Annotated in this window: 23 protein-coding genes; 12 read left to right on the top strand and 11 right to left on the bottom strand. The window is 68.0% G+C overall.

The features are described 5' to 3' along the window. The first annotated feature begins 51 nt into the window (after nucleotides 1-51). A complete protein-coding gene (gene tssJ / locus HWX08_RS02165) occupies nucleotides 52-525 on the top strand; it encodes a type VI secretion system lipoprotein TssJ (RefSeq protein WP_244122672.1) in 474 nt (157 codons plus the stop codon). 121 nt (nucleotides 526-646) lie between these two features. Here the strand turns inward: tssJ and HWX08_RS02170 are convergent, their stop codons facing one another. The 3 genes from HWX08_RS02170 to HWX08_RS02180 all read right to left on the bottom strand — a co-directional run bounded on the left by HWX08_RS02170 (nucleotide 647) and on the right by HWX08_RS02180 (nucleotide 2,759). Then, a complete protein-coding gene (locus HWX08_RS02170) occupies nucleotides 647-838 on the bottom strand; it encodes a hypothetical protein (RefSeq protein WP_174920664.1) in 192 nt (63 codons plus the stop codon). Nucleotides 839-1,023: 185 nt separating this feature from the next. Then, nucleotides 1,024-1,422: a DUF3331 domain-containing protein gene (locus HWX08_RS02175; protein ID WP_069260303.1), complete on the bottom strand. Its 399-nt coding sequence runs from the start codon at nucleotides 1,420-1,422 to the stop codon at nucleotides 1,024-1,026. 44 nt (nucleotides 1,423-1,466) lie between these two features. Then, on the bottom strand, nucleotides 1,467-2,759 hold the full coding sequence (locus HWX08_RS02180) for an NAD(P)/FAD-dependent oxidoreductase (RefSeq protein ID WP_174920665.1): 1,293 nt from the start codon (nucleotides 2,757-2,759) through the stop codon (nucleotides 1,467-1,469). 147 nt (nucleotides 2,760-2,906) lie between these two features. Between HWX08_RS02180 and HWX08_RS02185 the strand changes: the two genes are divergently transcribed. Continuing rightward, complete coding sequence (locus HWX08_RS02185) at nucleotides 2,907-3,557, top strand: TetR/AcrR family transcriptional regulator (protein WP_069260301.1); 651 nt, start codon at nucleotides 2,907-2,909, stop codon at nucleotides 3,555-3,557. Nucleotides 3,558-3,570: 13 nt separating this feature from the next. Here HWX08_RS02185 and HWX08_RS02190 read toward each other — a convergent pair whose 3' ends face one another. Next, the gene (locus HWX08_RS02190) at nucleotides 3,571-4,482 is read right to left on the bottom strand and encodes a LysR family transcriptional regulator (protein ID WP_174920666.1); all 912 of its coding nucleotides are present in this window, start codon (nucleotides 4,480-4,482) and stop codon (nucleotides 3,571-3,573) included. Nucleotides 4,483-4,590: 108 nt separating this feature from the next. Here HWX08_RS02190 and HWX08_RS02195 point away from each other — a divergent pair, with 108 nt between their 5' ends. Then, nucleotides 4,591-5,352, top strand: coding sequence for an SDR family NAD(P)-dependent oxidoreductase (locus HWX08_RS02195; RefSeq protein ID WP_174920667.1), 762 nt, complete (start codon nucleotides 4,591-4,593; stop codon nucleotides 5,350-5,352). A 51-nt stretch (nucleotides 5,353-5,403) separates the two neighbouring features. Here HWX08_RS02195 and soxR read toward each other — a convergent pair whose 3' ends face one another. Further along, nucleotides 5,404-5,883 carry a redox-sensitive transcriptional activator SoxR gene (gene soxR / locus HWX08_RS02200; RefSeq protein ID WP_069260298.1) on the bottom strand — a complete coding sequence of 160 codons (480 nt, stop codon included), beginning with the start codon at nucleotides 5,881-5,883 and terminating at the stop codon, nucleotides 5,404-5,406. Between the two features lie 79 nt (nucleotides 5,884-5,962). On the opposite strand from soxR, the gene HWX08_RS02205 reads away from it, so the two are divergent. From HWX08_RS02205 to HWX08_RS02230, 6 genes are all read left to right on the top strand, one after another. Next, complete coding sequence (locus tag HWX08_RS02205; RefSeq protein WP_174920668.1) at nucleotides 5,963-7,243, top strand: efflux RND transporter periplasmic adaptor subunit; 1,281 nt, start codon at nucleotides 5,963-5,965, stop codon at nucleotides 7,241-7,243. A 13-nt stretch (nucleotides 7,244-7,256) separates the two neighbouring features. Next, on the top strand, nucleotides 7,257-10,430 hold the full coding sequence (locus HWX08_RS02210) for an efflux RND transporter permease subunit (protein WP_069260296.1): 3,174 nt from the start codon (nucleotides 7,257-7,259) through the stop codon (nucleotides 10,428-10,430). Beyond that, nucleotides 10,427-11,956 (top strand): efflux transporter outer membrane subunit, encoded by a 1,530-nt coding sequence (locus tag HWX08_RS02215; protein ID WP_174920669.1) that lies wholly within the window; start codon nucleotides 10,427-10,429, stop codon nucleotides 11,954-11,956. The genes HWX08_RS02210 and HWX08_RS02215 overlap by 4 nt, the downstream gene beginning before the upstream one ends. Nucleotides 11,957-12,103: 147 nt before the next feature. Further along, nucleotides 12,104-12,559 (top strand): MarR family winged helix-turn-helix transcriptional regulator, encoded by a 456-nt coding sequence (locus HWX08_RS02220; RefSeq protein ID WP_069260294.1) that lies wholly within the window; start codon nucleotides 12,104-12,106, stop codon nucleotides 12,557-12,559. A gap of 398 nt (nucleotides 12,560-12,957) precedes the next feature. Beyond that, nucleotides 12,958-13,605 carry a glutathione S-transferase family protein gene (locus HWX08_RS02225; protein WP_069260293.1) on the top strand — a complete coding sequence of 216 codons (648 nt, stop codon included), beginning with the start codon at nucleotides 12,958-12,960 and terminating at the stop codon, nucleotides 13,603-13,605. 202 nt (nucleotides 13,606-13,807) lie between these two features. Beyond that, complete coding sequence (locus HWX08_RS02230) at nucleotides 13,808-15,322, top strand: purine-cytosine permease family protein (RefSeq protein WP_244122673.1); 1,515 nt, start codon at nucleotides 13,808-13,810, stop codon at nucleotides 15,320-15,322. 210 nt (nucleotides 15,323-15,532) lie between these two features. Here the strand turns inward: HWX08_RS02230 and HWX08_RS02235 are convergent, their stop codons facing one another. Together HWX08_RS02235 and HWX08_RS02240 are read right to left on the bottom strand one after the other, a co-directional pair. Further along, nucleotides 15,533-16,288, bottom strand: coding sequence for a glucose 1-dehydrogenase (locus tag HWX08_RS02235; RefSeq protein WP_174920671.1), 756 nt, complete (start codon nucleotides 16,286-16,288; stop codon nucleotides 15,533-15,535). A 39-nt stretch (nucleotides 16,289-16,327) separates the two neighbouring features. Further along, a complete protein-coding gene (locus HWX08_RS02240) occupies nucleotides 16,328-16,864 on the bottom strand; it encodes a VOC family protein (RefSeq protein ID WP_174920672.1) in 537 nt (178 codons plus the stop codon). A gap of 383 nt (nucleotides 16,865-17,247) precedes the next feature. Between HWX08_RS02240 and HWX08_RS02245 the strand changes: the two genes are divergently transcribed. Next, nucleotides 17,248-18,498, top strand: a complete 1,251-nt coding sequence (locus HWX08_RS02245; RefSeq protein WP_174920673.1) for an MFS transporter — start codon at nucleotides 17,248-17,250, stop codon at nucleotides 18,496-18,498. A gap of 149 nt (nucleotides 18,499-18,647) precedes the next feature. Here HWX08_RS02245 and HWX08_RS02250 read toward each other — a convergent pair whose 3' ends face one another. The 3 genes from HWX08_RS02250 to HWX08_RS02260 all read right to left on the bottom strand — a co-directional run bounded on the left by HWX08_RS02250 (nucleotide 18,648) and on the right by HWX08_RS02260 (nucleotide 22,207). After that, nucleotides 18,648-20,273: an amidohydrolase gene (locus HWX08_RS02250; RefSeq protein ID WP_174920674.1), complete on the bottom strand. Its 1,626-nt coding sequence runs from the start codon at nucleotides 20,271-20,273 to the stop codon at nucleotides 18,648-18,650. A gap of 407 nt (nucleotides 20,274-20,680) precedes the next feature. Beyond that, a complete protein-coding gene (locus HWX08_RS02255; protein WP_174920675.1) occupies nucleotides 20,681-21,496 on the bottom strand; it encodes a helix-turn-helix transcriptional regulator in 816 nt (271 codons plus the stop codon). 234 nt (nucleotides 21,497-21,730) lie between these two features. Further along, the gene (locus HWX08_RS02260) at nucleotides 21,731-22,207 is read right to left on the bottom strand and encodes a nuclear transport factor 2 family protein (protein ID WP_069260288.1); all 477 of its coding nucleotides are present in this window, start codon (nucleotides 22,205-22,207) and stop codon (nucleotides 21,731-21,733) included. Nucleotides 22,208-22,460: 253 nt separating this feature from the next. Between HWX08_RS02260 and HWX08_RS02265 the strand changes: the two genes are divergently transcribed. Beyond that, on the top strand, nucleotides 22,461-22,847 hold the full coding sequence (locus tag HWX08_RS02265; protein WP_069260287.1) for a winged helix-turn-helix transcriptional regulator: 387 nt from the start codon (nucleotides 22,461-22,463) through the stop codon (nucleotides 22,845-22,847). A 493-nt stretch (nucleotides 22,848-23,340) separates the two neighbouring features. On the opposite strand, the gene HWX08_RS02270 is transcribed toward HWX08_RS02265, so the two are convergent. Then, nucleotides 23,341-23,712, bottom strand: coding sequence for a YXWGXW repeat-containing protein (locus HWX08_RS02270; RefSeq protein ID WP_076606016.1), 372 nt, complete (start codon nucleotides 23,710-23,712; stop codon nucleotides 23,341-23,343). A 611-nt stretch (nucleotides 23,713-24,323) separates the two neighbouring features. Between HWX08_RS02270 and HWX08_RS02275 the strand changes: the two genes are divergently transcribed. Continuing rightward, on the top strand, nucleotides 24,324-25,442 hold the full coding sequence (locus HWX08_RS02275; protein WP_069260286.1) for a porin: 1,119 nt from the start codon (nucleotides 24,324-24,326) through the stop codon (nucleotides 25,440-25,442). Nucleotides 25,443-25,546: the final 104 nt, after the last annotated feature.

The raw sequence follows: 25,546 nt of genomic DNA on the forward strand, positions 1-25,546 counted from the left end.
CTGCGAGCAAATCGGATGATGCGAAGTGTCCGGCGGGCGAGTGCTGTTGCGATGACGGCAGCATCGTTGTCCGGCTGTGGCACGTGGCAAGCGGTGAAGGCGACGACCACCGACATGACGCGAGCGATTTTCGTCGCGAAGATCAAGCAGATGAATCTCGTGATTGAAAGTCGCTCCGCACTTAACGAGAACGAGCAAGGGCAATCGCTGCCGGTTGTGATACGCATCTACCAGTTAAAGGATGCGAAGGTTTTCGAGAAGGCAGCTTACGTCCAGCTGCTCGACGACGACAAAGCGTTATTGAGTGCCGATCTGCTCGGCAGGCAGGAGGCGACGCTTGCGCCCGACGCGACGGTGAGGCTGTCTGCGCCAATGGCGGATGACGCACAAATCGTTGGGATCGCCGGGTTCTTTCGAAATCAGGACGGTGCCGAGTGGCAACTGACAATTCCGAAGTCGCAGTGGAAAAAGACGGATCCAGTCAAGCTGGTCGTGACGGGGAATCGGATGGAGCTGGTGCCCTGAACGAGATATTGCGAAGACTGCTGGAGTAACGCATCAAATGTTACGGGCTGGAGTTGTTGATTCAGCCAGTATGTTCCACGGCGTCGAGCGCTGAAGTTCATACCTGAATGGAGATGAGCCGTCATCTGGGCAAATCGCGCCGACGCGTGTCCGGTCCGATTCTCCCGGAATTGAGATCCTCGATCTTCTCCATCCTTTGCCGCGCCAGCTTCCGCAAGTAATTCGTCACACCGATCAAGAGCGCTTCGGCGAGCACGAGCGCAGGCACATTGGCCTGCCGCATCGCGAACGGCTGCCCCTTGATCCGCAGCACGATCCCGGCAAACTCGCCGATCGGCGAGTGTCACTCTTCCATGATCAGCCACCCGCACGTACCGAGCCGGTACGCAGCCTGCGCAAACCGGAAGCAGAAGCCTAAGTACGCACGAACGACGCGGCCCGCGAGACGGATCGCAACACCACAACCTGAAGCGGTATCCCGGTCCGAATGCCGGGCCTTCACGCCGCTTCAGCAGGGCGGGCCGCGTCGATATACGCAGCCAGCACCATCGCGGCGGCGTTGCCCGGCGTCGAGCCGAGCAATTGCGGCGCATAGACGCTGTCGCCGATCTCGATCGGCTGCCCAGACAGCGCGCACACGCCGCGCTTGCGCGTGGTGAACAGCCGCCACTTCTGATAACCGTAGTGCCCGGTGCATGCGTCGCGCCACGAAATCATCACGGTGTCGGCCGTGGGCCGTTCGAGTACGCTGATGGTCGGCTTGCTCGTCGCGTCCCACGACGGCAGCCGGTCGCGCGTGATGCTGCGCCGCCGCGGCATGCTCCAGGAGACGGACGGCATGTCGAAGCTGCCGATCGCGGCGACGGTGACGAGCCAGGGCGCTATACGGTTGTTCATGTCGGTTTTCCTCGAAACGTTACGCGACACCGCGACGCGCGGCATCACGACAGGCGGATGCGCGGCTGCACGCAGCCGTTGATCCGTTCGGCGATCCACAGCAGGGTCGCCTTGGAGAAGCCATGCAGCGCCTGCTGGTGCCGCCGGTAGAGCATCAGGTGGCTGAACTGCGCGAAACGCCCCTGGATGAAGCCGCCGCGAAAGAACCCGAACTGCCCGAGCGTGCCGAACGCGTCGTAGTCGCTGATCGACACGAGCGCGCCGAAATCGTGGAACGCGAACGGCGGAATCGGCTGGCCGTCGAGCCACGCGGGCAGGTGCTTCGCGAGATGCTCGGCCTGCTGCGTCGCGACCTGCGCGGTAGGCGGCAGCGGCCGTTCGTGGCCGTCGGGCAGCAGGCTCGCGCAATCGCCGATCGCGAACACGTGCTCGTCGCCGGTTGCCTGCAGCGTCGGCCCGACGACGATCTGGTTCGCGCGATTCGTGTCGAGCCCGTCGAGCGCCTGCATGAAATCGGGCGCCTTCACGCCGGCCGCCCAGACCATCAGGTCCGCTTCCGCGAATGAACCGTCGCCATAGTGAAAGCCGTTCGCGTCGGCCGATGTGACGCGGGTCGACGTCAGCACGTGAAAGCCGATCTGTTCGAGCCGGCGCTGCGCGGAAGCGGAAATCCGCGGCGGAAACGCGGCGAGGATGCGCGGGCCGCTTTCGAGCAGCGTGAGCTGCAGCCGTTCGCGCACCGTCTCGTCGCCATACGCCTGCGCCACTTCCAGCAGGCGGCTCAGCTCCGCCGCGAGTTCGACGCCGGTCGCGCCCGCGCCGACGATCGCGACGCGGAACGGCTCGTTGCGCGCGATGCTGCGAAACACGCGCATCCGCAACGCTTCGTTGAAGGTCTCGGCCTGCTGCTGGCTGTCGATGAAATAGCAGTGCTCGCGCACGCCCGGCACGCCGAAATCGTTGGCCTGGCTGCCGAGCGCCAGGATCAGCACGTCGTATTCGAGTTCGCGGGCTTCGAGCACGAGTTCGCCGTCCTGCGAGCGGATTTCGCCGAGCTGCACGCGGCGGCGGGCGCGATCGAGCCCTTTCAGTTCGCCGGGCTGGTACGTGTAGCCATGGTCGCGCGCATGGGCGAGGAAGATCACCTGCTGCTGCTGCACGTCGCGCGTGCCGGCCGCGATCGTGTGCAGCATCGGCTTCCAGATGTGGGTCGGACTGCGGTCGACGACGGTGACCTGCGCGCGCCCGGACCGGCCGAGACGCTCGCCCAGGCGGGTCGCGAGCTGCAATCCGGCGATCCCGCCGCCGACGATGACGATGCGTGTAGGGGTTGTCATGGATAAATCATCAAGTGATGAATAAGGTATGATCCTAGCGCTTCCCGGCTTCGCGTGTCAACGGAGCAGGGCGGGTCCCCGGTTTCGGCGGCGTGCAAGCGGGGCCGGTACACGGGCATTCGAATCATTCAAGGAGAGCAGGGAAACGTGGCTGAAGTCACTGAGCGCGCGACGGTCAAGCGTATGCGCGGGCGGCCGCTGGCCGGGGCGTCCGTCGGTCCGGACGTGATATTGCGGGCCGCGCGCAAAATGTTTGCGAAACGTGGCTACGACGCGACGAGCGTGCGCGAAATCGCGCGGGAGCTGGGCATCGACGCGGCGCTGATCGCGCACCATTTCGGCACGAAAGAAACGTTGTGGCTGGCCGTCGTCGAGCAGATCGCCGAACTGGCCGAGCCGATGTTCGATGCGCTGCGTGCGTTGCGCACGTCGTCGCTGCCGCATCGCGATCGCGTACGCCGCGCGATCGAGCTGTGTGTCGCCCACGAGTTCGACGAGCCCGACCTGGGCATGTTCTTCTCGACGGCGGCGACCGAAGTGGGCGGGCGGCTCGACCGGCTGCAGGAGCGGCTCGTGCGTCCGTATTACGACATGATGTTCCCGCTGCTGTCGGAGGCGGTCGACGCCGGCGCGATCCGCCCGGTCGAACCGACGGTGCTGTTCTTCATGATCGCGAGCGCGATCGGTACGACGGTGTCGTACAGCCACACGATGCTGGCGTACACGTCGCTGCCCACGCGGCAGGACGCATTCCGGCAGGCCGTAGCGGACATCGCGTTCAACATCGTCGGCGGCTGAGCGCCGCGCGCGCTCACGCCGCGGGTATCAGCCCCAGTTCGCGCACCGCGCTTCGCGCGGTCTCGCGCAGCGCATCGACGAGCGGCGACGGCGTCCGGTACGCGATCGCGAGCACGTACGCGAGCGGGCTGCCCGCATCCTTCAGTTCGCAGAACGTAATACCTTGCGGCTGCATCGGCACGAACAGGCGCGGCATCAGCGCGACGCCGATGCCGCCCGCGACGAGCCCGGCCGTCGTCTGCATCTGGCGCGGCTGCTGGACCACGCGCGGCGCGAAGCCGGCCTGCGCGCACGCGGTCACGATCAGCGCATGCATGCCGGGCCCGTGGTGCGCGGCGAACATGACCCACGGCTCGTCCGCCAGTTCGGCGAGAGCGATGCGCTTGCGGTGGGCGAGCCGGTGACCGTCGGGCAGCGCGGCGACCATCCGGTCGCGCAGCAGCGGCTCGACGCGCACGTCGCCCGCATCGGCAACCGGCAGTACGACGAGACCGACGTCCGTGCGGTCCTGGCGCAGCGCGAGCACCTGCTCGGCGGTCGTGCCTTCCTCGAGCTGGAAATCGACGTCCGGATGGCGTTCCTGGAATGCGCGGAGGATCAGCGGCAGCAACGCGTTGACCGTGCTGTCGACGAAGCGCAGCCGCAGCGTGCCGCCGAGGCCGGCGCCCGCGCGACGGGCCACGGCCACCGCGCGCTCGGCCTGTTCGAGCGCGCGCCGCGCTTCGAGCAGGAACGCGTCGCCGGCCGGTGTGAGTACCGAGCCGCGATTGTCGCGCTCGAGCAGCGCGACGCCCAGCTCGTCCTCGAGCTTGCGGATCGCCGCGCTGAGCGGCGGCTGCGCCATGTGCAGCCGCTCGGCCGCGCGCCGGAAGCTGAGCGTCTCGGCGACCGCGATGAATTGCCTGAACTGGCGCAGATCGATCATGCGATACCTTTCACGTATCAGTAGGTCATCGAATTCGTATTTTACCTATCACCATGCGTTGCCCAGAATGGTCCTGTCATCAACGTTCGGGATTCGGGAGGGCAGGTCATGGCGGGAAACGAGCAACCAAGGACGGCGATCGTCACGGGCGGGTCGAGCGGGATCGGTTTTGCGATCGCGCGCCGGCTGGTGGAGGACGGCTATCGCGTCGCGATCGTCGGGCGCGATGCGGCGCGGCTGCAAGCGGCCGTCGCGCGTCTGGGCGCTGCGGCGATCGGGCACGCGGCCGACCTGAGCGTGCGGCGCGATGCGCAAGCGGCGGTCGCCGCGATCGTCGCGCGCTGGTCCAGCATCGACGTGCTGGTCAACAACGCGGGGCTGACCGGCCGCGTCGGCGCGGATACGGAGGCGGGCGAGGCCGAGGCCGTGTGGGACGCGGTCATCGACGCGAACCTGAAAAGCCTGTTCGTGACGACGATGGCCGTGCTGCCGCATCTGGCCGGGCACGCCGCGCGGATCGTCAACATCGGCTCGATCGCGGCGCGCGCCGGCAGCCTGCTGCCGGGCGGCCTCGCGTACGCGGCGGCGAAGGCCGGCGTCGAAGGGTTCACGGTCGCGCTCGCGCGCGAACTCGGGCCGCGCGGCGTAACGGTCAATACGGTTGCGCCCGGCTACATCGCCGAGACGCGCTTCTTCGGGGAAGGCGGCGTCGCGCCGGCCATCGCGGCGACGATCCGCGAGCAAACGCCGGCCGGCCGCGCCGGCCATCCGGACGACATCGCGGACGCGGTCGCGTGGCTCGCCGGCCCGCGTGCGTCGTTCGTCACCGGCGCGACGATCGCGGTGAACGGCGGCTGGCGCGTTGGATGACGTCAGCCACACGGCCGGCCGCGGCGTTGCGCGCCACGCCCGGCCCGCCGGTCATTCGACGTCCGTGGGCGGCTTGTCGCCGAGCCAGCGCCGCGCGCCGGGCCCGTTGCGGCCCGCGCGGTCTTCCGGGTTCGTCAGCTTGCAGCGCTTCAGCGACAGGCAGCCGCAGCCGATGCATTCGTCGAGATTGATGTAGAGCCGCTGCAGCTCCTCTATCCGGCTCGCGACGCGCTGCTTCCAGCCGCGCGACAGCCGCTGCCAGTCCTTGTTGGTCGGCGCGGTGTCTTCGGGGAGGCTGACGAGCTGCTCGGCGATCTCGTCGAGCGAATAGCCGATCTTCTGCGCGAACACGATGAACGCGATCAGCCGCAGCACCGCGCGCGAATAGTGGCGGTGGCTCGAACCGTTGCGGTGCGACTTGATGAGCCCGCGCGTCTCGTAGAACCGCAGCGTCGACGCCGGCACGCCGCTGCGCGCGGCCACTTCGCGGATCGACAGCAGCGGCCATTGCGGCACGTCCTGGATACCCATGATGCTCCTCCGGGAAAGCTTGACTTGAAGTTAACTTCAACTTTTATGCTACGCGGCAGTTTAACCCTCGCGAGGCATCATGCTCTCCTTATCCCTACGCAGGACGTCGCCTTTGGGTGCGGCCTGTGCACTGCTGCTGGCGTTGTCGGGCTGTCACGACGGCAAAGGCGCATCGTCGGCTCAATCCCCTCCCGAAGTCGGCGTCGCCACCGTCGCGCCGCGCACGATCCGCGTCGCGGACGAATTCAACGGCCGCGTCGAAGCCGTCGATGCAGTCGAACTGCGACCGCGCGTGAGCGGTTATCTGCAGCGCGTCGCGTACAAGGAGGGCGACCTGGTCGCGCAGGGCACGCTGTTGTTCGAAATCGATCCACGCCCGTACCGGATCGCGCTCGATCGCACGAATGCGCAGTTGCAGCGGGCCCGCGCGGCCGCGAGCCTCGCGAACGTGCAGCTCAAGCGCGTGCAGACGCTGATCGATGCGCATGCGACGTCGCAGGAGGAGCTCGACAACGCACGCGCCACCGCCGAGCAGGCGCGCGCGGACCTGCAGGCGGCCGAGGCGGCCGTCGCCGACGCGAAGCTCAATCTCGGCTTCACCGAAGTGCGCGCGCCGATCGCGGGCCGGGTCGGCCGCGCGGTCGCCACCGTCGGCAACCTGGCGCGCGCGGACGACACGCTGCTGACGACCGTCGTGTCGCAGGACCCCGTCTACGTGTACTTCGACTGCGACGAACAAAGCTACCTGCGCTACAACGCGCGTCGCGCCGATCCGAAGCATCGTGCGATCGGCGCCGATCCGGTGCGCGTGGGCCTCGCGAACGAAACCGGCTTCCCGCACGCGGGCACCGTCGATTTCCTCGACAACCGGCTCGACCCGCAAACGGGCACGATCCGCGCGCGCGTGCGGCTGCCGAATGCGGACCATACGTTTACGCCGGGGCTGTATGCGCGCGTGCAGCTCGTCAGCGGCCGCGACCAGGATGCGCTGCTCGTCGACGACAAGGCCGTGCTCACCGACCAGGACCGCAAGTACGTGTACGTGATCGGGCCCGGCGACAAGGCGCTGCGCCGCGACGTGACGATCGGCCGCGGGCTGGACGGCGAGCGGATCATCGAAAAGGGGATTCAGGCGGGCGACCGCGTGGTCGTCGACGGCGTGCAGCGGATCTACTATCCGGGCGCGCAGGTGAAGCCGAAGGCGCTGCCCGCGCACGCCGACGCCGACGCCGGCGCCAGCGCCGAGGCCGGTGCCGGTGCCGGCAACGGCGCGGGCACCGCGGCTGGCAACGCTTCGGGCGCCGCGCCCGGCAGCGCCCCGCAGGCCGTGGCCGACGCCGACGCGCCGGCCGCGCAGTAACGGGAGACAGGCGATGGATTTCTCCCGATTCTTCATCGACCGGCCGATCTTCGCGGTCGTGCTGTCGATCGTCATCTTCGCGATCGGCCTGATCTCGATTCCGATGCTGCCGGCCGGCGAATATCCGGAAGTCGTGCCGCCGAGCGTCGTCGTTCGGGCGACGTATCCGGGCGCGAACCCGAAGGAAATCGCCGAATCGGTCGCCGAACCGCTGGAAGAGGCGATCAACGGCGTCGAAGGCATCATGTACATGAAGTCGGTCGCGGGTTCCGACGGCAGCCTGCAGGTCGTCGTCACGTTCCTGCAGGGCGTCGATCCCGACACGGCCGCCGTGCGCGTGCAGAACCGCGTGAGCCAGGCGCTGTCGCGTCTGCCCGACGAGGTGCGCCAGTACGGCGTGACCACGCAGAAGCAGTCGCCGACGCCGCTGATGTACGTGAGCCTGTACTCGCCCGACAACAGTCGCGATTCGCTGTACCTGCGCAACTACCTGACGCTGCACGTGAAGGACGAGTTGTCGCGGCTCGCCGGCATCGGCGACGTCGGCGTGTACGGGTCCGGCGACTATGCGATGCGGCTATGGCTCGACCCGAACCGGCTCGCGTCGCGCGGGCTGACCGCGAGCGACGTGATCGCCGCGGTGCGCGAGCAGAACGTGCAGGTGTCGGCCGGCCAGCTCGGCGCGGAACCGTCGCCGAAGAAAAACGACTTCCTGCTGTCGATCAACGTGCGCGGCCGGCTGCGCACGGTGCAGGAGTTCGGCGACATCGTGCTGCGCAACGGCGACGACGGCCAGGTCGTGAAGCTGTCCGACGTCGCGCGCATCGAGCTCGGCGCGGGCGACTACACGCTGCGCTCGTATTTCAACGACAGGCAGTCGGCCGTGGTCGGCATCTTCCTGTCGCCCGGCGCGAACGCGCTCGAAGTCGCGAAGGCCGTGTATGCGAAGTTCGACGAACTGTCTAAGCGCTTTCCGCCCGGCGTCGCGTACCGGCCCGTGTGGGACCCGACGGTGTTCGTGCGCGAATCGATCCGCTCGGTGCAGCACACGCTGATCGAAGCCGTCGTGCTGGTCGTGCTCGTCGTGATCCTGTTCCTGCAGACCTGGCGCGCGTCGATCATCCCGCTCGTCGCGGTGCCCGTCTCGGTCGTCGGCACGTTCGCGTGGCTCTATCTGCTCGGCTATTCGATCAACACGCTGACGCTGTTCGGGCTCGTGCTCGCGATCGGGATCGTCGTCGACGATGCGATCGTGGTCGTCGAGAACGTCGAGCGCAACATCGCGCAGGGCCTGAGCCCGCGCGACGCCGCGCACCAGGCGATGCGCGAGGTGTCGGGGCCGATCGTCGCGATCGCGCTCGTGCTGTGCGCGGTGTTCGTGCCGATGGCCTTCATGTCCGGCGTCACCGGCCAGTTCTACCGGCAGTTCGCGGTGACGATCGCGATTTCGACGGTGATCTCCGCGATCAACTCGCTGACGCTGTCGCCCGCGCTCGCCGCGAAGCTGCTGCGCCCGCACGACGCGCCGAAGGACGCGCTCACGCGCGGGCTCGACCGCGCGTTCGGCTGGCTGTTCCGTCCGTTCAACCGCTTCTTCGAGCGCAGTTCCGACCGCTATCACGGCGTCGTCTCGCGCACGCTGAAGCGGCGCGGCGTGGTGTTCGCGGTCTACGCGGCGCTGCTCGGGGCGACCGTGTTGCTGCTCAACGCGGTGCCGGGCGGCTTCATCCCCGTGCAGGACAAGCTGTACCTGTTCGCGGGCGCGAAGCTGCCGGAAGGCGCGTCGCTCGCGCGCACGAGCGAGGTGACCGAGCAGATGACGAAGATCGCGCTCGGCACCGACGGGGTGGAGATGGTGCCGGCGTTCGCGGGGCTGAACGCGCTGCAGGGCGTGAACACGCCGAACATCACGAACTCGTACGTGATCCTGAAGCCGTTCGACCAGCGTCACCGCAGCGCCGCGCAGATCAACGCGGACCTGAACGCGCGTTTCGCGGCGATCGGCGGCGGCATCACCTATGCGCTGATGCCGCCGCCGATCCAGGGCCTCGGCAACGGCTCCGGCTACGCGCTGTATCTGGAGGATCGCGGCGGGCTCGGCTACGGCGCATTGCAGAACGCGCTCACAGCGTTCCAGGCGGCGGTCGCGAAGACGCCCGGGATGAGCTATCCCGTCAGCTCGTACCAGGCGAACATTCCGCAGCTCGAGGTGAAGGTCGACCGGCTGAAGGCGAAGGCGCAGGGCGTCGCGCTGACCGATCTGTTCAATACGCTGCAGGTGTATCTCGGCTCGATGTACGTGAACGACTTCAATGCGTTCGGCCGCGTGTACCGCGTGATGGCGCAGGCCGATGCCGGCCACCGTCAGACGGCTGCCGACATCGCGAACCTGCGCACGCGCAATGCGAAGGGCGAGATGGTGCCGATCGGCTCGATGGTGACCGTGACGCCCGCGTACGGGCCCGACCCGGTGGTTCGCTACAACGGCTATCCGGCCGCGAGCCTGATCGGTGACGCCGATCCGAAGGTGATGTCGTCGTCGCAGGCGATCGAGAAGCTGCAGCAGATCGCGAAGGCGGTGCTGCCACCGGGCATCACGCTCGAATGGACCGACCTCAGCTACCAGCAGGTCACGCAGAGCAACGCGGCGATCGTCGTGTTCCCGCTCGCGGTGATGCTCGTGTTCCTCGTGCTCGCATCGCTGTACGAGAGCTGGACGCTGCCGCTCGCGGTGATCCTGATCGTGCCCGTGTGCATTTGCGCCGCGCTGTTCGGCGTGTGGCTGTCGGGCGGCGACAACAACGTGTTCGTGCAGGTCGGTCTCGTCGTGCTGATGGGCCTGGCGTGCAAGAACGCGATCCTGATCGTCGAGTTCGCGCGCGAGCTCGAAATCCAGGGCAAGGGCGTGATCGAAGCCGCGCTCGAAGCGTGCAGGCTGCGCCTGCGGCCGATCGTGATGACGTCGGTCGCGTTCATCGCGGGCTCGGTGCCGTTGCTGATCGGCGGCGGCGCGGGCAGCGAAGTGCGCGCGGCCACCGGCATCACCGTGTTCGCGGGGATGCTCGGCGTCACGCTGTTCGGGCTGTTCCTGACGCCCGTGTTCTACGTGGCGATCCGCAAGCTCGCGGGCGGCACGCCGGCCGTGTGGGGCGAACACCACGGCACCCTCGAAGGAGAAAGCCGATGAGCGCCGCTTTCCGTCTTGCCGCGCTCGCGACGTCGGTGACGCTCGCCGCGTGCGCGGTCGGCCCCGATTTCAACCGGCCCGACACGGCCACGGCCGCGCGGTTCGCGCGCGATGCGCATCCGTCGGCGGCGCGCGATGCGTCGCCGTCCGCTACGACGCCGCAGACGCCGCCCGACGCGTCTGCCACTGCCGATGCCGCGTTCTGGCGCGGCTTCGGCGATCCGGTGCTGACGCAGCTGATCGACACGGCGCTCGCGGCGAACCAGGACCTGCAGGTCGCGGTGTCGCGCTACGACGCAGCGAATGCGCTGCTGTCGCAGGCGACGTTCGACCGCTATCCGACGCTCACCGCGAGCGGGCAGATCGGCCATCAGCTGATGAGCAAGGACCAGGCGTTCGGCGCGCCGCGCAGCCAGCGCGATACGCCGACGTCGAGCGTCGGGATCAATGCGGCGTGGGAGCTCGACCTGTTCGGCCGGGTGCGCCGTTCGATCGAGTCGCAGCGTGCGGAGACGGCCGCCAGCGCGGCGGACGTGCGCGCGGTGCGCGTCGCGATCGCCGCCGAGGTGGCGAGCACGTACGTCGATCTGCGCGGCTCGCAGGAGCGGCTGCGGATCGCACGCGAGAACGCCGACAACCAGAGGCAGACGCTCGCGCTGATCAACGCGCGGGTCGGCGCGGGGCGCGGCTCCGAACTCGATGCGGCGCGCTCGCGCGCGCAGTACGAAGCGACGACGTCGCGGATCGCCGTGTACGAAGCGGCGATCGGTGTCGACGAGCACCGGCTCGCGGTGCTGACCGGGCAGACGCCCGATGCGCTGATCGGCCGCTTCGATCTGCCGAACGCGGCCGCGGCGACGGGCGCGCCGGTGCCGCTGCCCGCGCTTTCCGCCGACATCGATCCCGGCACGCCAGGCGACCTGCTGCGACGCCGGCCCGACGTCGCGGCCGCCGAGGCGCGGCTGCACGCCGCGACCGCGCGCGTCGGCGTCGCGACGGCCGACCTGTTCCCGCGCTTCACGCTGTCGGGGCTGCTCGGCAGCGCGACGAGCAGCTACGGGTTCTTCCGCTCCGGCAGCGACACGAATCTGATCGCGCTCGGCGTCGACTGGTCGTTCCTCGACGTCGGCCGCGTGCGTGCGCGGATCGCCGCGAGCGACGCGCAGGCGGCCGGCCAGCTCGCGCAGTACCGGCAAACGGTGCTCGGGGCGCTGGAGGAAACGGAGAACGCGCTGCTGCGCGCGGCCCGCACGCGTGACGAGACCGGCCATCTCGTGCGCGCCGCGACCGACAGCGCGCGTGCCGCGCAACTGGCGCAGGCGCGGTTTGCGGCGGGCGCGATCGACTACTACGAAGTGCTCGACGCGCAACGCACGCTGCTGCAGGCGCAGGATGCGGCGGCCGACGGGCGGATGCGCAGCGCGGCGTCGACGGTCGCGCTGTACAAGGCGCTGGCGGGCGGCTGGCCGTCGGGCACGGGGCAGGGCCCGCAGCAACAGGGTCCGATCGCGCAGTCGGGACGGTAGCGCGGGGCAACGATCGTGGCGCCGCATCGTGCGGCGCAATGCCCGCCGATCCGCAGGCTGTGGGTTGCAAATGCAATCGCATGGAAGCAATTTCCATCGAGGTAGAATTTGATTGCATCTGCAATTCAACGAGAGGAACGACCTGACATGAGCGCACCCGAACCCGATCTGTGGTTCTCGTTCGTCCGCGCGCACCGGACGATGGTTCGCGAGATCGAGCGCCGCCTCGCGGCGGCCGGCCTGCCGGCCTATGCGTGGTACGACGCGTTGTGGGGGCTCGAAAGCGGGCCCGACGGCACGCGCCGGATGCACGAACTGGCCGACGTGCTCGCGATCGAGCGCTACAACCTCACGCGGCTCGTCGACCGGCTCGAACAGGAGGGGCTCGTCACGCGCGCCCGTTCGGCGGACGATGGCCGCGCCGCGTATGCGAGCATCACCGACAAGGGGCGCACGCTGCGCAAGAAGATGTGGAAGGTGTACCAGTCGACGGTCGCGGAGCTCTTTCTCGATCAGTTCACCGGCAAGGAGCAGGCGGCGATGGCCGCCGCGCTCGACCGTGCAGCCGCCGCGGCGCGCGACGCCGCAGCCGACGCCAGATAGCGGATAGCGGCGGCCGGCAAGCAACCGTCAGCCGCTTGCATCACGGCGCATCGCCTGCGCGGCCCGGTCGGCCGGCATCCGACCGTCGTCGGTCGGTACGCGCAGCGCGATCGCGGCGATCCAGCCTGTCCCGGCGCGCGCATGCCGGAGCCCGGGGCGGCAGGTCCGTCGAGCGGCGAAACCGCGCGGCCGCGCGACGCGAGCCGCGGCATGATCGGCCTTTCGAGGCAGGCCGCCGAGGCGCGGCGGGTGTCGAGCGTCCGCATGGGCGGACCGGGTCGCCCAGTCTGCATGTCCCTTCTTCGAGTGCTGGCATGTCGCGGGGTGTGACGGTTCCGATATAGGATTGCAATTGCAACGATTGCAGTTGCAACTTCAATCCGAAGACAAGGACCGACATGATCCCCACGTACCCCTTCACGTTCTATACGGCCGACACGCCGAACGGGCACAAGATCGCCATTTATCTGGAAGAGGCCGGGCTCGCGCACGAGCGCGTGCACGTGAACCTGTCCGCCGGCGAGCAGCGCAGCCCGGCGTATCTCGCGATCAACCCGAACGGCAAGATTCCGGCCATCGTCGATCACGACGCCGGGCTGACCGTATTCGAATCCGGCGCGATCCTCGGCTATCTCGCCGAAAAGACGGGCTTTCTGCAGCCCGACACGCTCGCCGAGCGCACGGCGGTGCAGCAATGGCTGCATTTCCAGATCGGCGGGATCGGGCCGATGCTCGGCCAGCTCTGGTGGTTCCTGCATGCATCGAAGACGGTCAATGCGGAGGCGATCGAGCGCTACCGGAACGAGGCACGGCGTCTCTATGGGGTGGTGAACGGCCGGTTGGCGGAGTCGCCGTTTCTCGCGTCGTCGCGGTACTCGATCGCCGACATCGCCGCGTTTCCGTGGCTGCGCACGGCGACCGAGCTCGATCTCGACCTCGCCGGCTACCCGCACGTCGCGCGCTGGCTCGCCGCCATCGAGGAGCGGCCTGCCGTCCAGCGGGGCCTGATCGCATGCCGTGCGCCGGCGGCGCAGCGCGCGGGCTGAACTCGCATCGCCCGCGCCGCACGGACGGCGCGGGCGCCGGCCGTCCGCCTGCCGGGAAACATCGTTCTCCTTCGTCGTAAACGTCTCGAATGCGTGATATTTGCGCCGCGCGATCCGGTTTAGAGTGGCCGCGAATCGATGACGATGTGTCGTATGGCCGCAGCCCCAGGCCGTACAGATGCACAGAAAAGCTGGAGACAAAATGAGTGAAGGCAGGATTACGCAGGTCGAGTCGTTCGGTTTCGAGCGCATTCCCGATGCATCGCGCTATGCGCGGCCGATCGATCTGTTCCGGTTGCTGTTCGGCGGCTGCAATACGTTTTCCACATCGGTGCTCGGCAGCTTTCCCGTGCTGGTCGGGCTGTCGTTCAAGGCCGGTGTCTGCGCGATCGTGCTCGGCGTGCTCGCCGGCACCTTCATCCTCGCGCCGATGAGCCTCTTCGGCCCGCGCAACGGCACGAGCGACCCCGTGTCGTCCGGCGCGCATTTCGGCATCCACGGCCGGATCGTCGGCTCGTTCCTCGCGCTGCTCACGTCGATCGCGTTCTTTTCGCTCGCGGTATGGAGCTCGGGCGATGCGCTCGTCGGCGGCGCGCACGACATGGTCGGCGTGCCGGTCAACGGGCTCACGCTCGGCGCGGCGTACATGGTGTTCGCGGTGCTCGTGCTGATCGTCTGCATCTACGGCTTTCGCTTCATGCTGTGGGTCAACAAGATCGCCGTGTGGGCCGCGAGCCTTCTATTCGTCGCGGGCCTGTTCGCATTCGCCGGGCCGTTCGACATGCACTACGCCGGCACGGTGCAGCCGGGCAGCGCGGGCTTCTGGGCGGCGTTCGTCGGCGCGGTGCTGGTGGCGCTGAGCAACCCGGTGTCGTTCGCGTCGACGCTCGGCGACTGGGCCCGCTACATCCCGCAGCACACGCCGAAGCATCGCGTGATGGGCGCCGTGTTCGCCGCGCAGCTCGCGACCTTCGTGCCGTTCTTCTTCGGTCTCGCGACCGCGACGATCATCGCGACGAAGGCGCCCGCATTCATCGCGTCGAACGACTACGTCGGCGGCCTGCTCGCGATCTCGCCGCGCTGGTTCCTGTTGCCGATGTGCCTGATCGCGATCATCGGCGGGATGTCGACCGGCACCACCGCGCTATACGGCACCGGCCTCGACGTGTCGAGCATGTTCCCGCGCCTGCTGAACCGCGTGCGGGCGACGCTGCTGATCGGCACGATCGCGATCGCGTTCATCTTCGTCGGCCGCTTCTGGTTCAACCTCGTCGAAAGCGTCGCGACGTTCTCGACGCTGATCGATACGTTCAGCTGTCCGTGGATGGCGATCATGGTGATCGGCTACGTGACGCGGCGCGGCTACTATCTCGCCGACGACCTGCAGGTGTTCAACCGCGGCCTGCGCGGCGGCCACTACTGGTTCACGCACGGCTGGAACGTGCGCGCGATGGGGGCGTGGCTGCCGGCCGCGTTCGTCGGGCTCGCGTTCGTGAACCTGCCGGGCCAGTTCGTCGGGCCGCTCGGCAACCTCGCGGGCGGGCTCGACCTCAGCGTGCCGGTATCGCTGGTGGGCGGCGGGCTGCTGTATTTCGTGCTGCTGACGCTGTATCCGGAACCGGACGGCGTGTACGGCCCGCACGGGCGACGCTTCGTGCGCGGCGGCGGACGGACGGCGCGCGGTGTGGGCGCTCCGGCGATCCAGCCGAAGGGGTAAGCGCGGCGCGTAGCGTGTCGCTGTGCGAATGACGAAGCCGCCACGCGGGAGAACTGTCGGTGGCATCGTCGTTTCCGGGCGGGTGATTGCGTGAATTGCGTGAAGGGCGAGACGGTACGTTTCAGGCGGCGCATCGCACACGAAAACAAAACGAAAACGGAAATGAAAACGCCCGCCGGATCGGCGGGCGCGCGTCGGCGTGCAGCGGTGTCAGTGGAACGAACTGCCCGCGAGCATCCCGCCGTCGACGATGAATTCCGACCCCGTGCAATACGCGGATTCGTCGGACGCGAGGAACAGCACGAGGCTGGCCACTTCATCGGGTTTGCCGATGCGCGCGATCGGCAGGCCGCTGTAGATCGACGACGGATCGAAATCCGCGAACTCGGGCGGGCGCGCCATCACGGTATCGATGCCGCCGGGGTGCACCGAGTTCACGCGAATCCCGTAGCGGCCGAATTCGAGCGCGGCGGCTTTCGTCATCCCGCGCACCGCGAACTTGCTCGACACGTACGCGCTGCCGCCCGCGACGCCTTCCATCCCCGCCGTCGACGACACGTTGACGATCGAGCCGCCGCCCGCCGCCTTCAGCGCGCCGAGCGCCGACTTCATGCCGAGCCAGCAGCCGACCTGGTTCACGTCGATCACCTTGCGATAGTCGTCGAGCGAACACGCTTCGATCGGCACCAGCTTCAGGATCGCCGCGTTGTTCACGAGGATGTCGAGCCGGCCGAAATGCGCGAGCGTCGCGTCGACGGCGGCCTGCCAGTCGGCCTCGCTCGTCACGTCGAGATGCTGGAAGCGCGCGGCGTCGCCGAGGTCGGCCGCGACGCGGCGGCCGGCGTCGTCGAGCACGTCGGCGATCACTACGCGTGCGCCTTCGGCGGCGAACCGGCGCGCTTCAGCTTCTCCCTGGCCGCGGGCGCCGCCCGTGATCAGCGCTACCTTGCCTTCAAGTCGTTTCATGCTGCCTGCTCCTGTGAGTGAGGGGAAACGCGGGGCCGCTCACGCGGAAGCCCCCGCCGCGTCGATGATGCGAAGCGGGTCGGCGCCGTCCCATGCACGGGCTTCGGCGATGCCGTGCGCGATCATGTCGCGCATGCCGGCGCCTTCGATCACTTCGACACGCACGCCGGGATCGTCGGCGTCGTCGAGATACGCGACGCGGGTGGCCGCGTTGCGTGCGTCGAACACGACCCGCAGCCCGCGGGACGTGAGCCGCGCGAGCGCGGCATCGAGATCGTCGACGACCCACGCGACGTGATGCAGCCCGACGAGCGGCTGACCGTGCGCATCGCGATAGGGCGAAGGCGTGTCGTTCGTCACGTGGATCAGTTCGATCTGCAGATCGCCGCGATACGCGAGCCCGACGTCCATCGTGACCGTCACCGGGTTGCCGAGATGATGGCCGTCGACGCGCACGTTGCGGAAGACGGTCCACGGGCCGACGTCGTGGCGTTCGCGCCAGCGCGCGATGCTGCGGTCGAGATCGGCGACCACGTAGCCGATCTGGTCGATGGGGCCGAGGACAGGGTCGTTCATGACGTCTCCGTGGCGCACGCACATCTGCGTGCCGCGCGATGAATGACGGCCATGATCGCAACAAAGCGCGGGCGGCGTGCCATCCAAACGGACGAGTGCGTGCGCTTCGTTCCAGCGATGCAGGTGTGGAAAGCGGGAAGGAGAGGGCCCCGCCGGGCGGTCCGCGCGCTACCGCGCGTTCGGCCCCTTGACCGTCAGCCGGCACACAGCACGCGAGTGCGAGCAGGTTCGGGTCGCGCTCGCGTCCGCGCCGGCGGGCAATCGGCGCGGCGGCGGCCAGGGTATCGGCCGCGCCGATAGTCAGCATCGCGGGCGGCGGCCTACCGCGGCGGCCAGCCGGTCGTTACGCTCGGGCGATCATCCACTCTGTCCGGAAGGTCGTCATGTCCCGGCTCGACTACACGTTGCTCGGCCCCTGCCTGCTCGCGATCGCGATCGACGCGATGGGTTTCGGGCTCGCCTATCCGATGATGTCCGCGATCTTCAGCGATCCGCACGCGGGCATCCTGCCGGCCGATGCCGGTGCGCACGCGCGCAATTTCTACCTCGGTCTCGGCTACGGAATCTATCCGTTGTGCATGTTCTTCGGCTCGTCGCTGATGGGCGACCTGTCCGACCGCTACGGCCGCCGCCGGATCCTGCTGCTGTGCCTGCTCGGCCTCGCGGCCGGCTACGCGCTGATGGCGGCCGGCGCATGGCGCGCGAGCGTCGCGCTGCTGCTGGCCGGCCGTGGGCTCACCGGGCTGATGGCCGGCTGCCAGGGCATCGCGCAGGCGGCCATCACCGATCTCAGCACGCCCGAGAACAAGGCGTACAACATGAGCAACATGTCGCTCGCGTTCAGCGCGGGCGTGATCGTCGGCCCGGTGCTCGGCGGGCTCACGTCCGACCGCACGATCTCGCCGCTGTTCGACTACGGCACGCCGTTCGTGCTGGTCGCCGCGCTGTCGTTGATCTGCGCGTGCTGGACCTGGGTGTCGTACCGCGACTCGGCCGCGCCGCGCGGCGGCACGCGCATCGATCTGCTGGTGCCGCTGCGGATCATCGGCGAGGCCGCGCGCCAGCGCAACGTCGCGTTCCTGTCGGTCGTGTTCTTTCTGATGCAGGTCGGCTACGGGCTCTACCTGCAGACCATCATGCTGTTGCTGCAGACGAAATTCGGCTATACGAGCGCGCGGCTCGGGCTGTTCAGCGGCGTGATCGGCGTTTGCTTCGTGTTCGGGCTGCTGGTCGTCGTGCGGCTGATGCTGCGCGTGTGGCGTGTGATCGATATCGCGAAGACGGGCCTGCTCGTCGCCGGGCTGGGCCAGATCCTGTCCGCGCTGTTTCCGCACGAGCCGGTGGTGTGGGCGCTCGCGACCGTCGTCGGTTGCTTCGACATGGTGGCGTACACGACGATGTATACGGCTTTTTCCGATGCCGTCAGCGAGGACCGGCAGGGCTGGGCGCTCGGCGTCGCGGGTTCGGTGATGGCCGTTGCGTGGGTCGTCACGGGCGCGCTGACGAACCTGCTGCCCGCGCTCGGCGAGACCGGCCTGCTGATGATCGGCGGCGCGGCGTTCCTGCTCGGCTTCGTGATGATGACGGCATACGGCCGCACGCGGCCGGGTGCGCGGGCGGCCGCGCTGTCCTAGGCGGTTGCGTGCGCTGGCCCGCTCCTGTCGGACGTTGTCCCGCGCACCGCCGTCGCGTCGCGCCGCGCTGTCGGACACGTTCGGCGACGTGCTGACGACCGCGCAGGGGCCGGCGCTGCCCGTCGCCTGACGGCCGCGCGGTGCGTGCGTCAGTCGGCCCACCCCGGCGCGGCGTAGACGACTTCGCCGCGAAAGCACGTCTCGATCGCGCGGGTCTGCGCGAACGTCTCGACCGGGTGCGCGAACGGATTGCGGTCGAGGATCGCGAAGCTCGCGTCCTTGCCCGCTTCGAGCGAACCCGTGCAGTCGTCGAAGCGCAGCGCATACGCGGTGTTCACCGTATAGGCTTCGAGCATCGTGAGCAGGTCGAGGCGTTCGTGCGGATTCCACGGCGGGCTGTCGGGCTGGTCGATCAGCAGGTGCGTGACGCCCGTCTGGATGATCTGCATCGGGTCCATCGTGCTGACCGACCAGTCGGAGCCGGCTGCGAGCATCGCGCCCGCGTTGCGCAGGCTGCGGAACGGGTAGTTGCGCGCGGTGCGCTCGGCGCCGAGCAGGTCTCGATAGAGCTGTTGCTGCTCCTCGCGAGCGGCCGTCCACAGCGTCTGCACGCTGGCGATCGCGCCCAGCCGGTTGATGCGGCTCATGTCGGCCGGATCGACGAGCTGCAGGTGCGCGAGCTGCGCGCGCCGGTCGCGCATGCCGTTGCGGATCTGCACGTATTCGAGCGCGTCGAGCGTCATGCGCACCGCGCGGTCGGCGAGCGTGTGGAAATGCAGGTCGAAGCCGGCCGTATCGGCGAGCAGGCAGATCTCGTTCAGCGCGTCCTGGCTCCACAGCGCGAGGCCGCAATCGTCGGTGCCCGCGTACGGCTCGAGCAGCGCGGCGGTTTTCGATTCGGGTACGCCGTCGACGAAGATCTTCACCGTATGCAGGCGCAGGTTGTCGCATGCGTACTCGCGACGCCACCGGGTAAAGCGCTCGATCTGTTCGCGCGGATCGCGGCGCGGATTCGCATAGAGGCCCGCGCTCATGTACACCTTCAGCGTGCCCGAGCGCTGCGCGTCGGCATAAGCCTTGAGTTCGGCTTCCTCGACACGTGCGTCGAACCAGCCGGTGATGCCGTAGCCGTGCGCCATCCTGTGCGCCTTCGCGAGCGACTTCGGGTAGCCGGCCGGGCTCAGTTGCGGAATGAGCGGGCAGACGCGGTAGAACGCTGCTTCGTGCACGACGCCGTCGGGTGCGCCGGACGCATCGCGTCCGTACACGCCGCCGGCCGGGTCGGGCGTGTCGGCGCGGATGCCGGCCGCTTCGAGCCCCTTCGTGTTGAGGCAGCCGCTGTGCACGTCGAAACCGACCACGAGCAGCGGCCGGTCGGGGACGATCCGGTCGAGCAGTTCGCGGGTCGGATACGCGCCGAACGCGGCCAGGTTCGCGCCGCCGAGATAGACCCACGGTTCGTTCGGCGTCGCGTCGGCGCATTCGCGGATGCGCTGCAGGATCGCATCGGGATCGTTGATGCCGGACAGGTCGAAGTCGCCGAGGATCTGGTGGCCTTCGAGCGGGTGCACGTGGCCGTCGATGAGGCCCGGCAGCATCAGCCTGCCGGCCAGGTCGACGATGCGCGTCGCGGGGCCGGCCAGCGGACGGATCTCGTCGTCGCGGCCGACGGCGGCGATCTTGCCGTCCCGGGTGGCGAGTGCCTGGGCGAAGCGGCGCTGCGCGTCGCCGGTGTAAAGCAGGCCGTTCAGATAGATGGTGTCGGCGTGTTGCATGTGTCTCCTCCGGATGGGGCGGTACGACGGGCGCACGTGTCCGGCGGGCGGCCCGTGTGGGTCGTCCGGTCGTGTGAACCCGGTTGGTTGGAACGGGGTGAGGGGCGGCTAGGTGCCGGTGCTGCGCGGCAGCCGCGACGATGCGCGATGGCGAAGGCCGGCTGCGGCCGGAGCGTCATGCCGATCGCGCCGCCGGGGCTGACCTGGCGGATCGATGGTCGACGCGCGCGCGGCCGTGCGGGCCGGCGTCCATCCGGTATTCGGCATTCCGTGTCTCCTGGCGTCCGACGCTTTCCTGTCGTCGGGTGAGTCAGATACTAGGAGTGGGGCGGCCGGCTGTCTGTCATCGTTTTGAGGACAACGCGCGACAAAGGCAGTGGGGGCGTACGGCGAGGTGGGGGCGCCGCCTAGTGACCGTGATCTTGCGGCGCTTCGTCTTCGGTCACGCACCACGCGAACAGCCCGGCCCGGTTCGCCACGCCGAGTTTTGCGAGCGCACGCCCGAGATAGGTGCGCACGCTGCTCGGCTTGAGCGCGAGCGTGTCGGAGATCTGCGGGATGGGCCGGCCTTGCAGTACCGCGCGGCACACGAGCCGTTCGCGCTGCGACAGCGCCGCGCCGCTGGCCGACAAGCGCTGTTCGAACCGTTGCAGCAGCGCGCCGTCGTCCGAGCGCGGCGTCAGGCGCGCGAGCCGCGCATGCTGGATCAGCAGCGGCAGCACGAAATCGCCGAGCTGCCGCAGCAGCGCCAGCTCGGCCAGCGTATAGGACGGCTGGCCGCGCCGGCGGAACAGCGAAAACGCGTAGACGTAGTCGCGCTCGCTGCCGAGCAGCGTACAGTCTTCGCCGAGGTCGCCGAGCGCGAACTGGCGGCCGTATTCGGTCGCCGTGTCGACTTCTTCATTGCACGAGAACACGAGCTGCGAATCGGTGGCGCGTTCGATATGCGGGAGCAGCGCGTCGGTGCGCCACTCGCCCTGCGTATACAGATCGAGCGCGTGGCGCGTGCCGTCGGGATCGTCGCCGCCCGCGAAGAACAGCACGTCGACGCTGTCGACCGATTGCGACGGCGCATCGCGGCGGTAGCGCGTCGCGACGCTGTAATGGGACTGCGGATCGACGGTTTCGCGCAGCCACGCCCAAAGCCGGGCGGGAAACTGCGGACTGCCGAGGCTGGCGACCAGGTCGCCGGCGTTGCTGAGGGAAATATGGGCGGGGCTCATCGTTGACACCGTCTTCGCGAACGGCCGCCCGTGCCGGCCGTGCTTCGCGTGCGACGGTGCGCCGGCGGCGAGGCGCTCGGCGGTGCGGTCATGCGGGACGGAGGCCGGCGCGGCGGCGAAGCCCGATTGTAGGGGACTTCGCCGCCGCGGGGCATTCGCACTTGCCCGGCAGGCGGCCGATCGTTCGTCGACGGGCGGCGCGTATCGTCGCGCACCGCATGGCGGCCTCGCGCGTCAGAACATCGTGTTTGCGTTCGCGGACGTTTCGGGCACCGGCTGGATCACGTCCCAGTGTTCGACGATCTTGCCGTTCTTCACGCGGAAGATGTCGACGACGGCTTCGCCGCGGTCGCCGGGGCGCTCGGTTGCATGCACGTGCAGATAGACGAGATCGCCGTCGGTTGCGCTGCGCACGATGCGCGCGCGCGATGCCGGGTTCTTCTGGAACGCGCCGACGAAATACGACACGAATGGCTGCTTGCCGTCCGGCACCTGCGGATTGTGCTGTTTGTAGTCGTCCGCGACGACGGCGGCGGCCTCGAGCGCTTCGTGCTTGTTGAAGAAGCGGTCGTAGAACGTCAGCACGAGCTGGCGGTTGGCTTCCTCGGCGGCCAGGTCGCGCGTGGTCGGGCCGGCGGCCAGCGCGGCCGTCGACGCGGCCAGCAGGACGAGCGCGGCAACGGCGCTAACGGGAGAGCGGAGCGATGACATGCAGCGGGTTCCTTGTCTGACGAAGCGTGGGTGGGCGCGCGATGCGCGATGGCGGGTCGCGCCGTGGGTGTCGTCACGATACGGACAGCGCGAGGCCGCGCGGTGTCGTCATGCTTCGTTGAACTGGCGAATCCGCGCGGCTGTCGGGTCGAGCGAATGGTACAGTTGCTGCGAACCCGTCACAAGAAGTCAGCGCGGTGTGAACAGGTCACACCGCGCTGACCGTGCATTGCCGTTGAAAGAGAATCCAGTCATGCCGTTCCCGTCCGCAGATGAACCCGTCGAACTCGATCAGCCGTGCCCGATCCGCGATGTGCTCGACCGCATCGGCGACCAGTGGAGCCTGCTGGTGCTCGAAGCGCTGGCAGGCGGAACGATGCGCTTCAACGAACTCGGCCGCGCGATCGGCGACGTATCGAATCAGATGCTGTCGCGTACGCTGAAGCGGCTCGAACAGGACGGCTTCGTCAGTCGTGCGCTGTTCGCCGAAGTGCCGCCGCGCGTCGAATATGCGCTGACCGACCTCGGGCGTTCGTTCCTGACGCCGATGCACGCGATGATCCGGTGGGCCGACGAACATCATCGCGCAATCTGCGCGGCGCGACGTCGTGCCCGGGCGCTGGAGAGCGATGGGCGCTAGGCAGCGCGCAGGCGTGCTGTGCTGTCGATGGGTGTCGTGTTGCCGCGCGAATGCGATGCGATGCGACGGGACGGGGGGGCAACTGCATGAGCATCGTTATCGCATGAATGCGTTGTCCGAATGATTGCGCGCGTGTGAGCGCGGTAGCCGATGCTCACGTTCCGTTCGTCCCGAATGTGACGACGTATTGTGGCGCGAAGCTCAAGGGGCACGCGCCGGGGTGACCGAATTGCGGTCTTCCACCGCAACGTGCGCGTCAGGTGCGGGATGATCCGGACGTGACGGGAAGGCATGCGGTTTATCGGCGAGCATGCCGACGGTTGATGTTGCGTGACCAATGCCTCCGAAGAAGTACGAGCGCGGGCATCGGAGCGGGGGGAGACAGGATTCGCGGGAGCGCCCGCCGGGCATCGCGATCCCGGGGCCGAACGGCGCGGGTTCGCCCGCGCCGCCCGGTTCCGGGCCTGCCATCGGCCGGGTGGCGGGTGCCTGCCTATCGCCACGTACCGTCGACGTAGATCCACACCCGTCCCTGGCGTCGCCAGTAGCCGGGCACCCACCGGCGCCCCGGGCGCCGCGCGACCCAGCGACCGGGCACCCATATATAGCGGCCACCCTGCCAGCGCCAGTAGCCGTCCGTCCATATATAGCCGTGCGGCCGGGGCGGCGGCGGACGGCGGTCGTGCCGGGCGGCCGGCGGCCCGAAGCCCGGACGGTCCGCATAGGGTGGTCGGCCGGGCGGGCGGTTCGGGCCGGGCGGCCGATACCCGGGCGGCGCGGGCTGGGCCGAGGCGGCCCGCAGCCAGCCGGTGCCGGCGAGGGCGACGGTCAGTCCGATGGCGCGCAACAACGAGCGTCGATTCATGGCGTGTCCTGTTCTGTATGCGAGGCTGCCTTACATTAGCCTGCCGGTTCGCCAGCCGGGTTACGCGAGCGGTTAAGGCTGTTACCGCGTGTCACGGCAGGCGAGCGGGCCGCCGACGGGCGGAGGCCGGCCTCCCTGTTTCAGCGACCGGCGGCGATGCATGGCTCGCGGCGCGCAGGTCGCATGCTGTTTATCGGCCGTCGGACGCGGTTTAGCCGCTCGGCGCCCGAATTTGGGACTAAACTAGGTAAAAGTTGCCGACTCTTGGGGTGCCGATTCGAATCCGTTTGTTGTTTCTATGCAACCGTCAAGACGATGACATGAAAGAATGGTGCGATGAGAGGGTCCAAAAAGACCCCGTCAAGAAGTCAAAAACAAACGTTAAAACAAATACTTATAACACTTCCCCATTTTCATTATTTCTAGTTCTGGAAAAGCTTATTTCTTTATTTGCGGATCGCTCCCCTAGGGTACACCCCTAAACTCACGGTTCCCAAACGGGCAACTATCCGGGCGCCGCCAGCAGGACCGATGGCGCTCCCAGGCGGTTGCAGACCGTTTATGAACAAGGTCGCGAGACCTGCCTCTTTTTATAGAAGGGAGCTCCACGAATGAACAAGACTCTGATCGTTGCAGCAGCTGCAGCATCGTTCGCTACCGTCGCTCACGCGCAAAGCAGCGTCACGCTGTACGGCGTGCTGGACGCAGGCATCACCTACACGAGCAACGTCCAACCGGCACTGGGCCAAGCTGGCAAGTCGCGCTGGGCGATGGGTTCGGGCATTGACCAGAGCCGTTTCGGCCTGCGTGGCTCGGAAGACCTGGGTGGCGGCCTGAAGGCAATCTTCACGTTGGAAAGCGGCTTCGGCATCGGTGACGGCAAGCTGGGCAACAACGGCGGCATGTTCAACCGCCAAGCTTTCGTCGGCCTGTCGAGCCAGTACGGCACGGTCACGCTGGGTAAGCAATATGACGCAACGCAAGACTTCCTGGCGCCGCTGACGGCAACGGGCTCGTGGGGCGGCACGTACTTCGCGCACCCGCTGAACCTGGACCGCCTGAGCACGACCGGCGACGTCGCATCGAACAACACGATCAAGTACACGAGCGCTAACTACGCTGGCCTGCAATTCGGCGGTACGTACTCGTTCTCGAACAACACGAACTTCGGCAACAACCGTGCATACAGCGCGGGCGTGGCATACCAGTTCCAAGGCCTGAAGCTCGCAGGTGCATACTCGCAAGCTAACCTGGGTGACGGTACGAACGGTAGCGGCGCAACGTCGTCGGCAATCGGTGGTCTGGCTAGCCAAGGCCGTGTCCGCACGTACGGTGCTGCTGCTGGCTACGCATTCGGCCCGGCACAAGTCGGCGCTGCATGGACGCAAGCGCGTCTGGACAACAATGCAGTCGGTGTTGGCACGCTGCGCACTGACAACTACGAAGTCAACGCAAAGTACAACCTGACGCCGGCTCTCGGCCTGGGTGCTGCTTACACGTACACGAACGCGAAGATCAACAACGGCAGCACGCACTGGAACCAGTTCGGTCTGCAAGCTGACTACGCACTGTCGAAGCGCACGGACGTCTACGCACAAGCTGTGTACCAGCGTGCAGCGAAGAACGGCATCGGCGCATCGATCTACAACGGCAACAGCTTCAACGACAACCTGCCGAGCTCGTCGATCAACCAAACCGCAGCAACGGTTGGTCTGCGTCACCGCTTCTAAGCGTGACGGCGGGGTAACCCGCATCGCAGCATCGAAAAAGGCGCCTTCGGGCGCCTTTTTTTTCGCCTGCGGAATGCGAGGCCGGCGATTCGTCGCGTCCGGAT

This window comes from Burkholderia metallica (assembly GCF_902832845.1).
In the GTDB taxonomy this organism is placed as follows: Bacteria; Pseudomonadota; Gammaproteobacteria; order Burkholderiales; family Burkholderiaceae; genus Burkholderia; species Burkholderia metallica.

Coding starts and splice junctions, on each gene's coding strand:
- tssJ (WP_244122672.1), top strand. CDS start 52: ATGACGGCAGCATCGTTGTCCGGCTGTGGCACGTGGCAAGCGGTGAAG.
- HWX08_RS02175 (WP_069260303.1), bottom strand. CDS start 1,422: ATGAACAACCGTATAGCGCCCTGGCTCGTCACCGTCGCCGCGATCGGC.
- HWX08_RS02180 (WP_174920665.1), bottom strand. CDS start 2,759: ATGACAACCCCTACACGCATCGTCATCGTCGGCGGCGGGATCGCCGGA.
- HWX08_RS02190 (WP_174920666.1), bottom strand. CDS start 4,482: ATGATCGATCTGCGCCAGTTCAGGCAATTCATCGCGGTCGCCGAGACG.
- HWX08_RS02195 (WP_174920667.1), top strand. CDS start 4,591: ATGGCGGGAAACGAGCAACCAAGGACGGCGATCGTCACGGGCGGGTCG.
- soxR (WP_069260298.1), bottom strand. CDS start 5,883: ATGGGTATCCAGGACGTGCCGCAATGGCCGCTGCTGTCGATCCGCGAA.
- HWX08_RS02205 (WP_174920668.1), top strand. CDS start 5,963: ATGCTCTCCTTATCCCTACGCAGGACGTCGCCTTTGGGTGCGGCCTGT.
- HWX08_RS02210 (WP_069260296.1), top strand. CDS start 7,257: ATGGATTTCTCCCGATTCTTCATCGACCGGCCGATCTTCGCGGTCGTG.
- HWX08_RS02215 (WP_174920669.1), top strand. CDS start 10,427: ATGAGCGCCGCTTTCCGTCTTGCCGCGCTCGCGACGTCGGTGACGCTC.
- HWX08_RS02220 (WP_069260294.1), top strand. CDS start 12,104: ATGAGCGCACCCGAACCCGATCTGTGGTTCTCGTTCGTCCGCGCGCAC.
- HWX08_RS02225 (WP_069260293.1), top strand. CDS start 12,958: ATGATCCCCACGTACCCCTTCACGTTCTATACGGCCGACACGCCGAAC.
- HWX08_RS02230 (WP_244122673.1), top strand. CDS start 13,808: ATGAGTGAAGGCAGGATTACGCAGGTCGAGTCGTTCGGTTTCGAGCGC.
- HWX08_RS02235 (WP_174920671.1), bottom strand. CDS start 16,288: ATGAAACGACTTGAAGGCAAGGTAGCGCTGATCACGGGCGGCGCCCGC.
- HWX08_RS02240 (WP_174920672.1), bottom strand. CDS start 16,864: ATGAACGACCCTGTCCTCGGCCCCATCGACCAGATCGGCTACGTGGTC.
- HWX08_RS02245 (WP_174920673.1), top strand. CDS start 17,248: ATGTCCCGGCTCGACTACACGTTGCTCGGCCCCTGCCTGCTCGCGATC.
- HWX08_RS02250 (WP_174920674.1), bottom strand. CDS start 20,273: ATGCAACACGCCGACACCATCTATCTGAACGGCCTGCTTTACACCGGC.
- HWX08_RS02255 (WP_174920675.1), bottom strand. CDS start 21,496: ATGAGCCCCGCCCATATTTCCCTCAGCAACGCCGGCGACCTGGTCGCC.
- HWX08_RS02260 (WP_069260288.1), bottom strand. CDS start 22,207: ATGTCATCGCTCCGCTCTCCCGTTAGCGCCGTTGCCGCGCTCGTCCTG.
- HWX08_RS02265 (WP_069260287.1), top strand. CDS start 22,461: ATGCCGTTCCCGTCCGCAGATGAACCCGTCGAACTCGATCAGCCGTGC.
- HWX08_RS02270 (WP_076606016.1), bottom strand. CDS start 23,712: ATGAATCGACGCTCGTTGTTGCGCGCCATCGGACTGACCGTCGCCCTC.
- HWX08_RS02275 (WP_069260286.1), top strand. CDS start 24,324: ATGAACAAGACTCTGATCGTTGCAGCAGCTGCAGCATCGTTCGCTACC.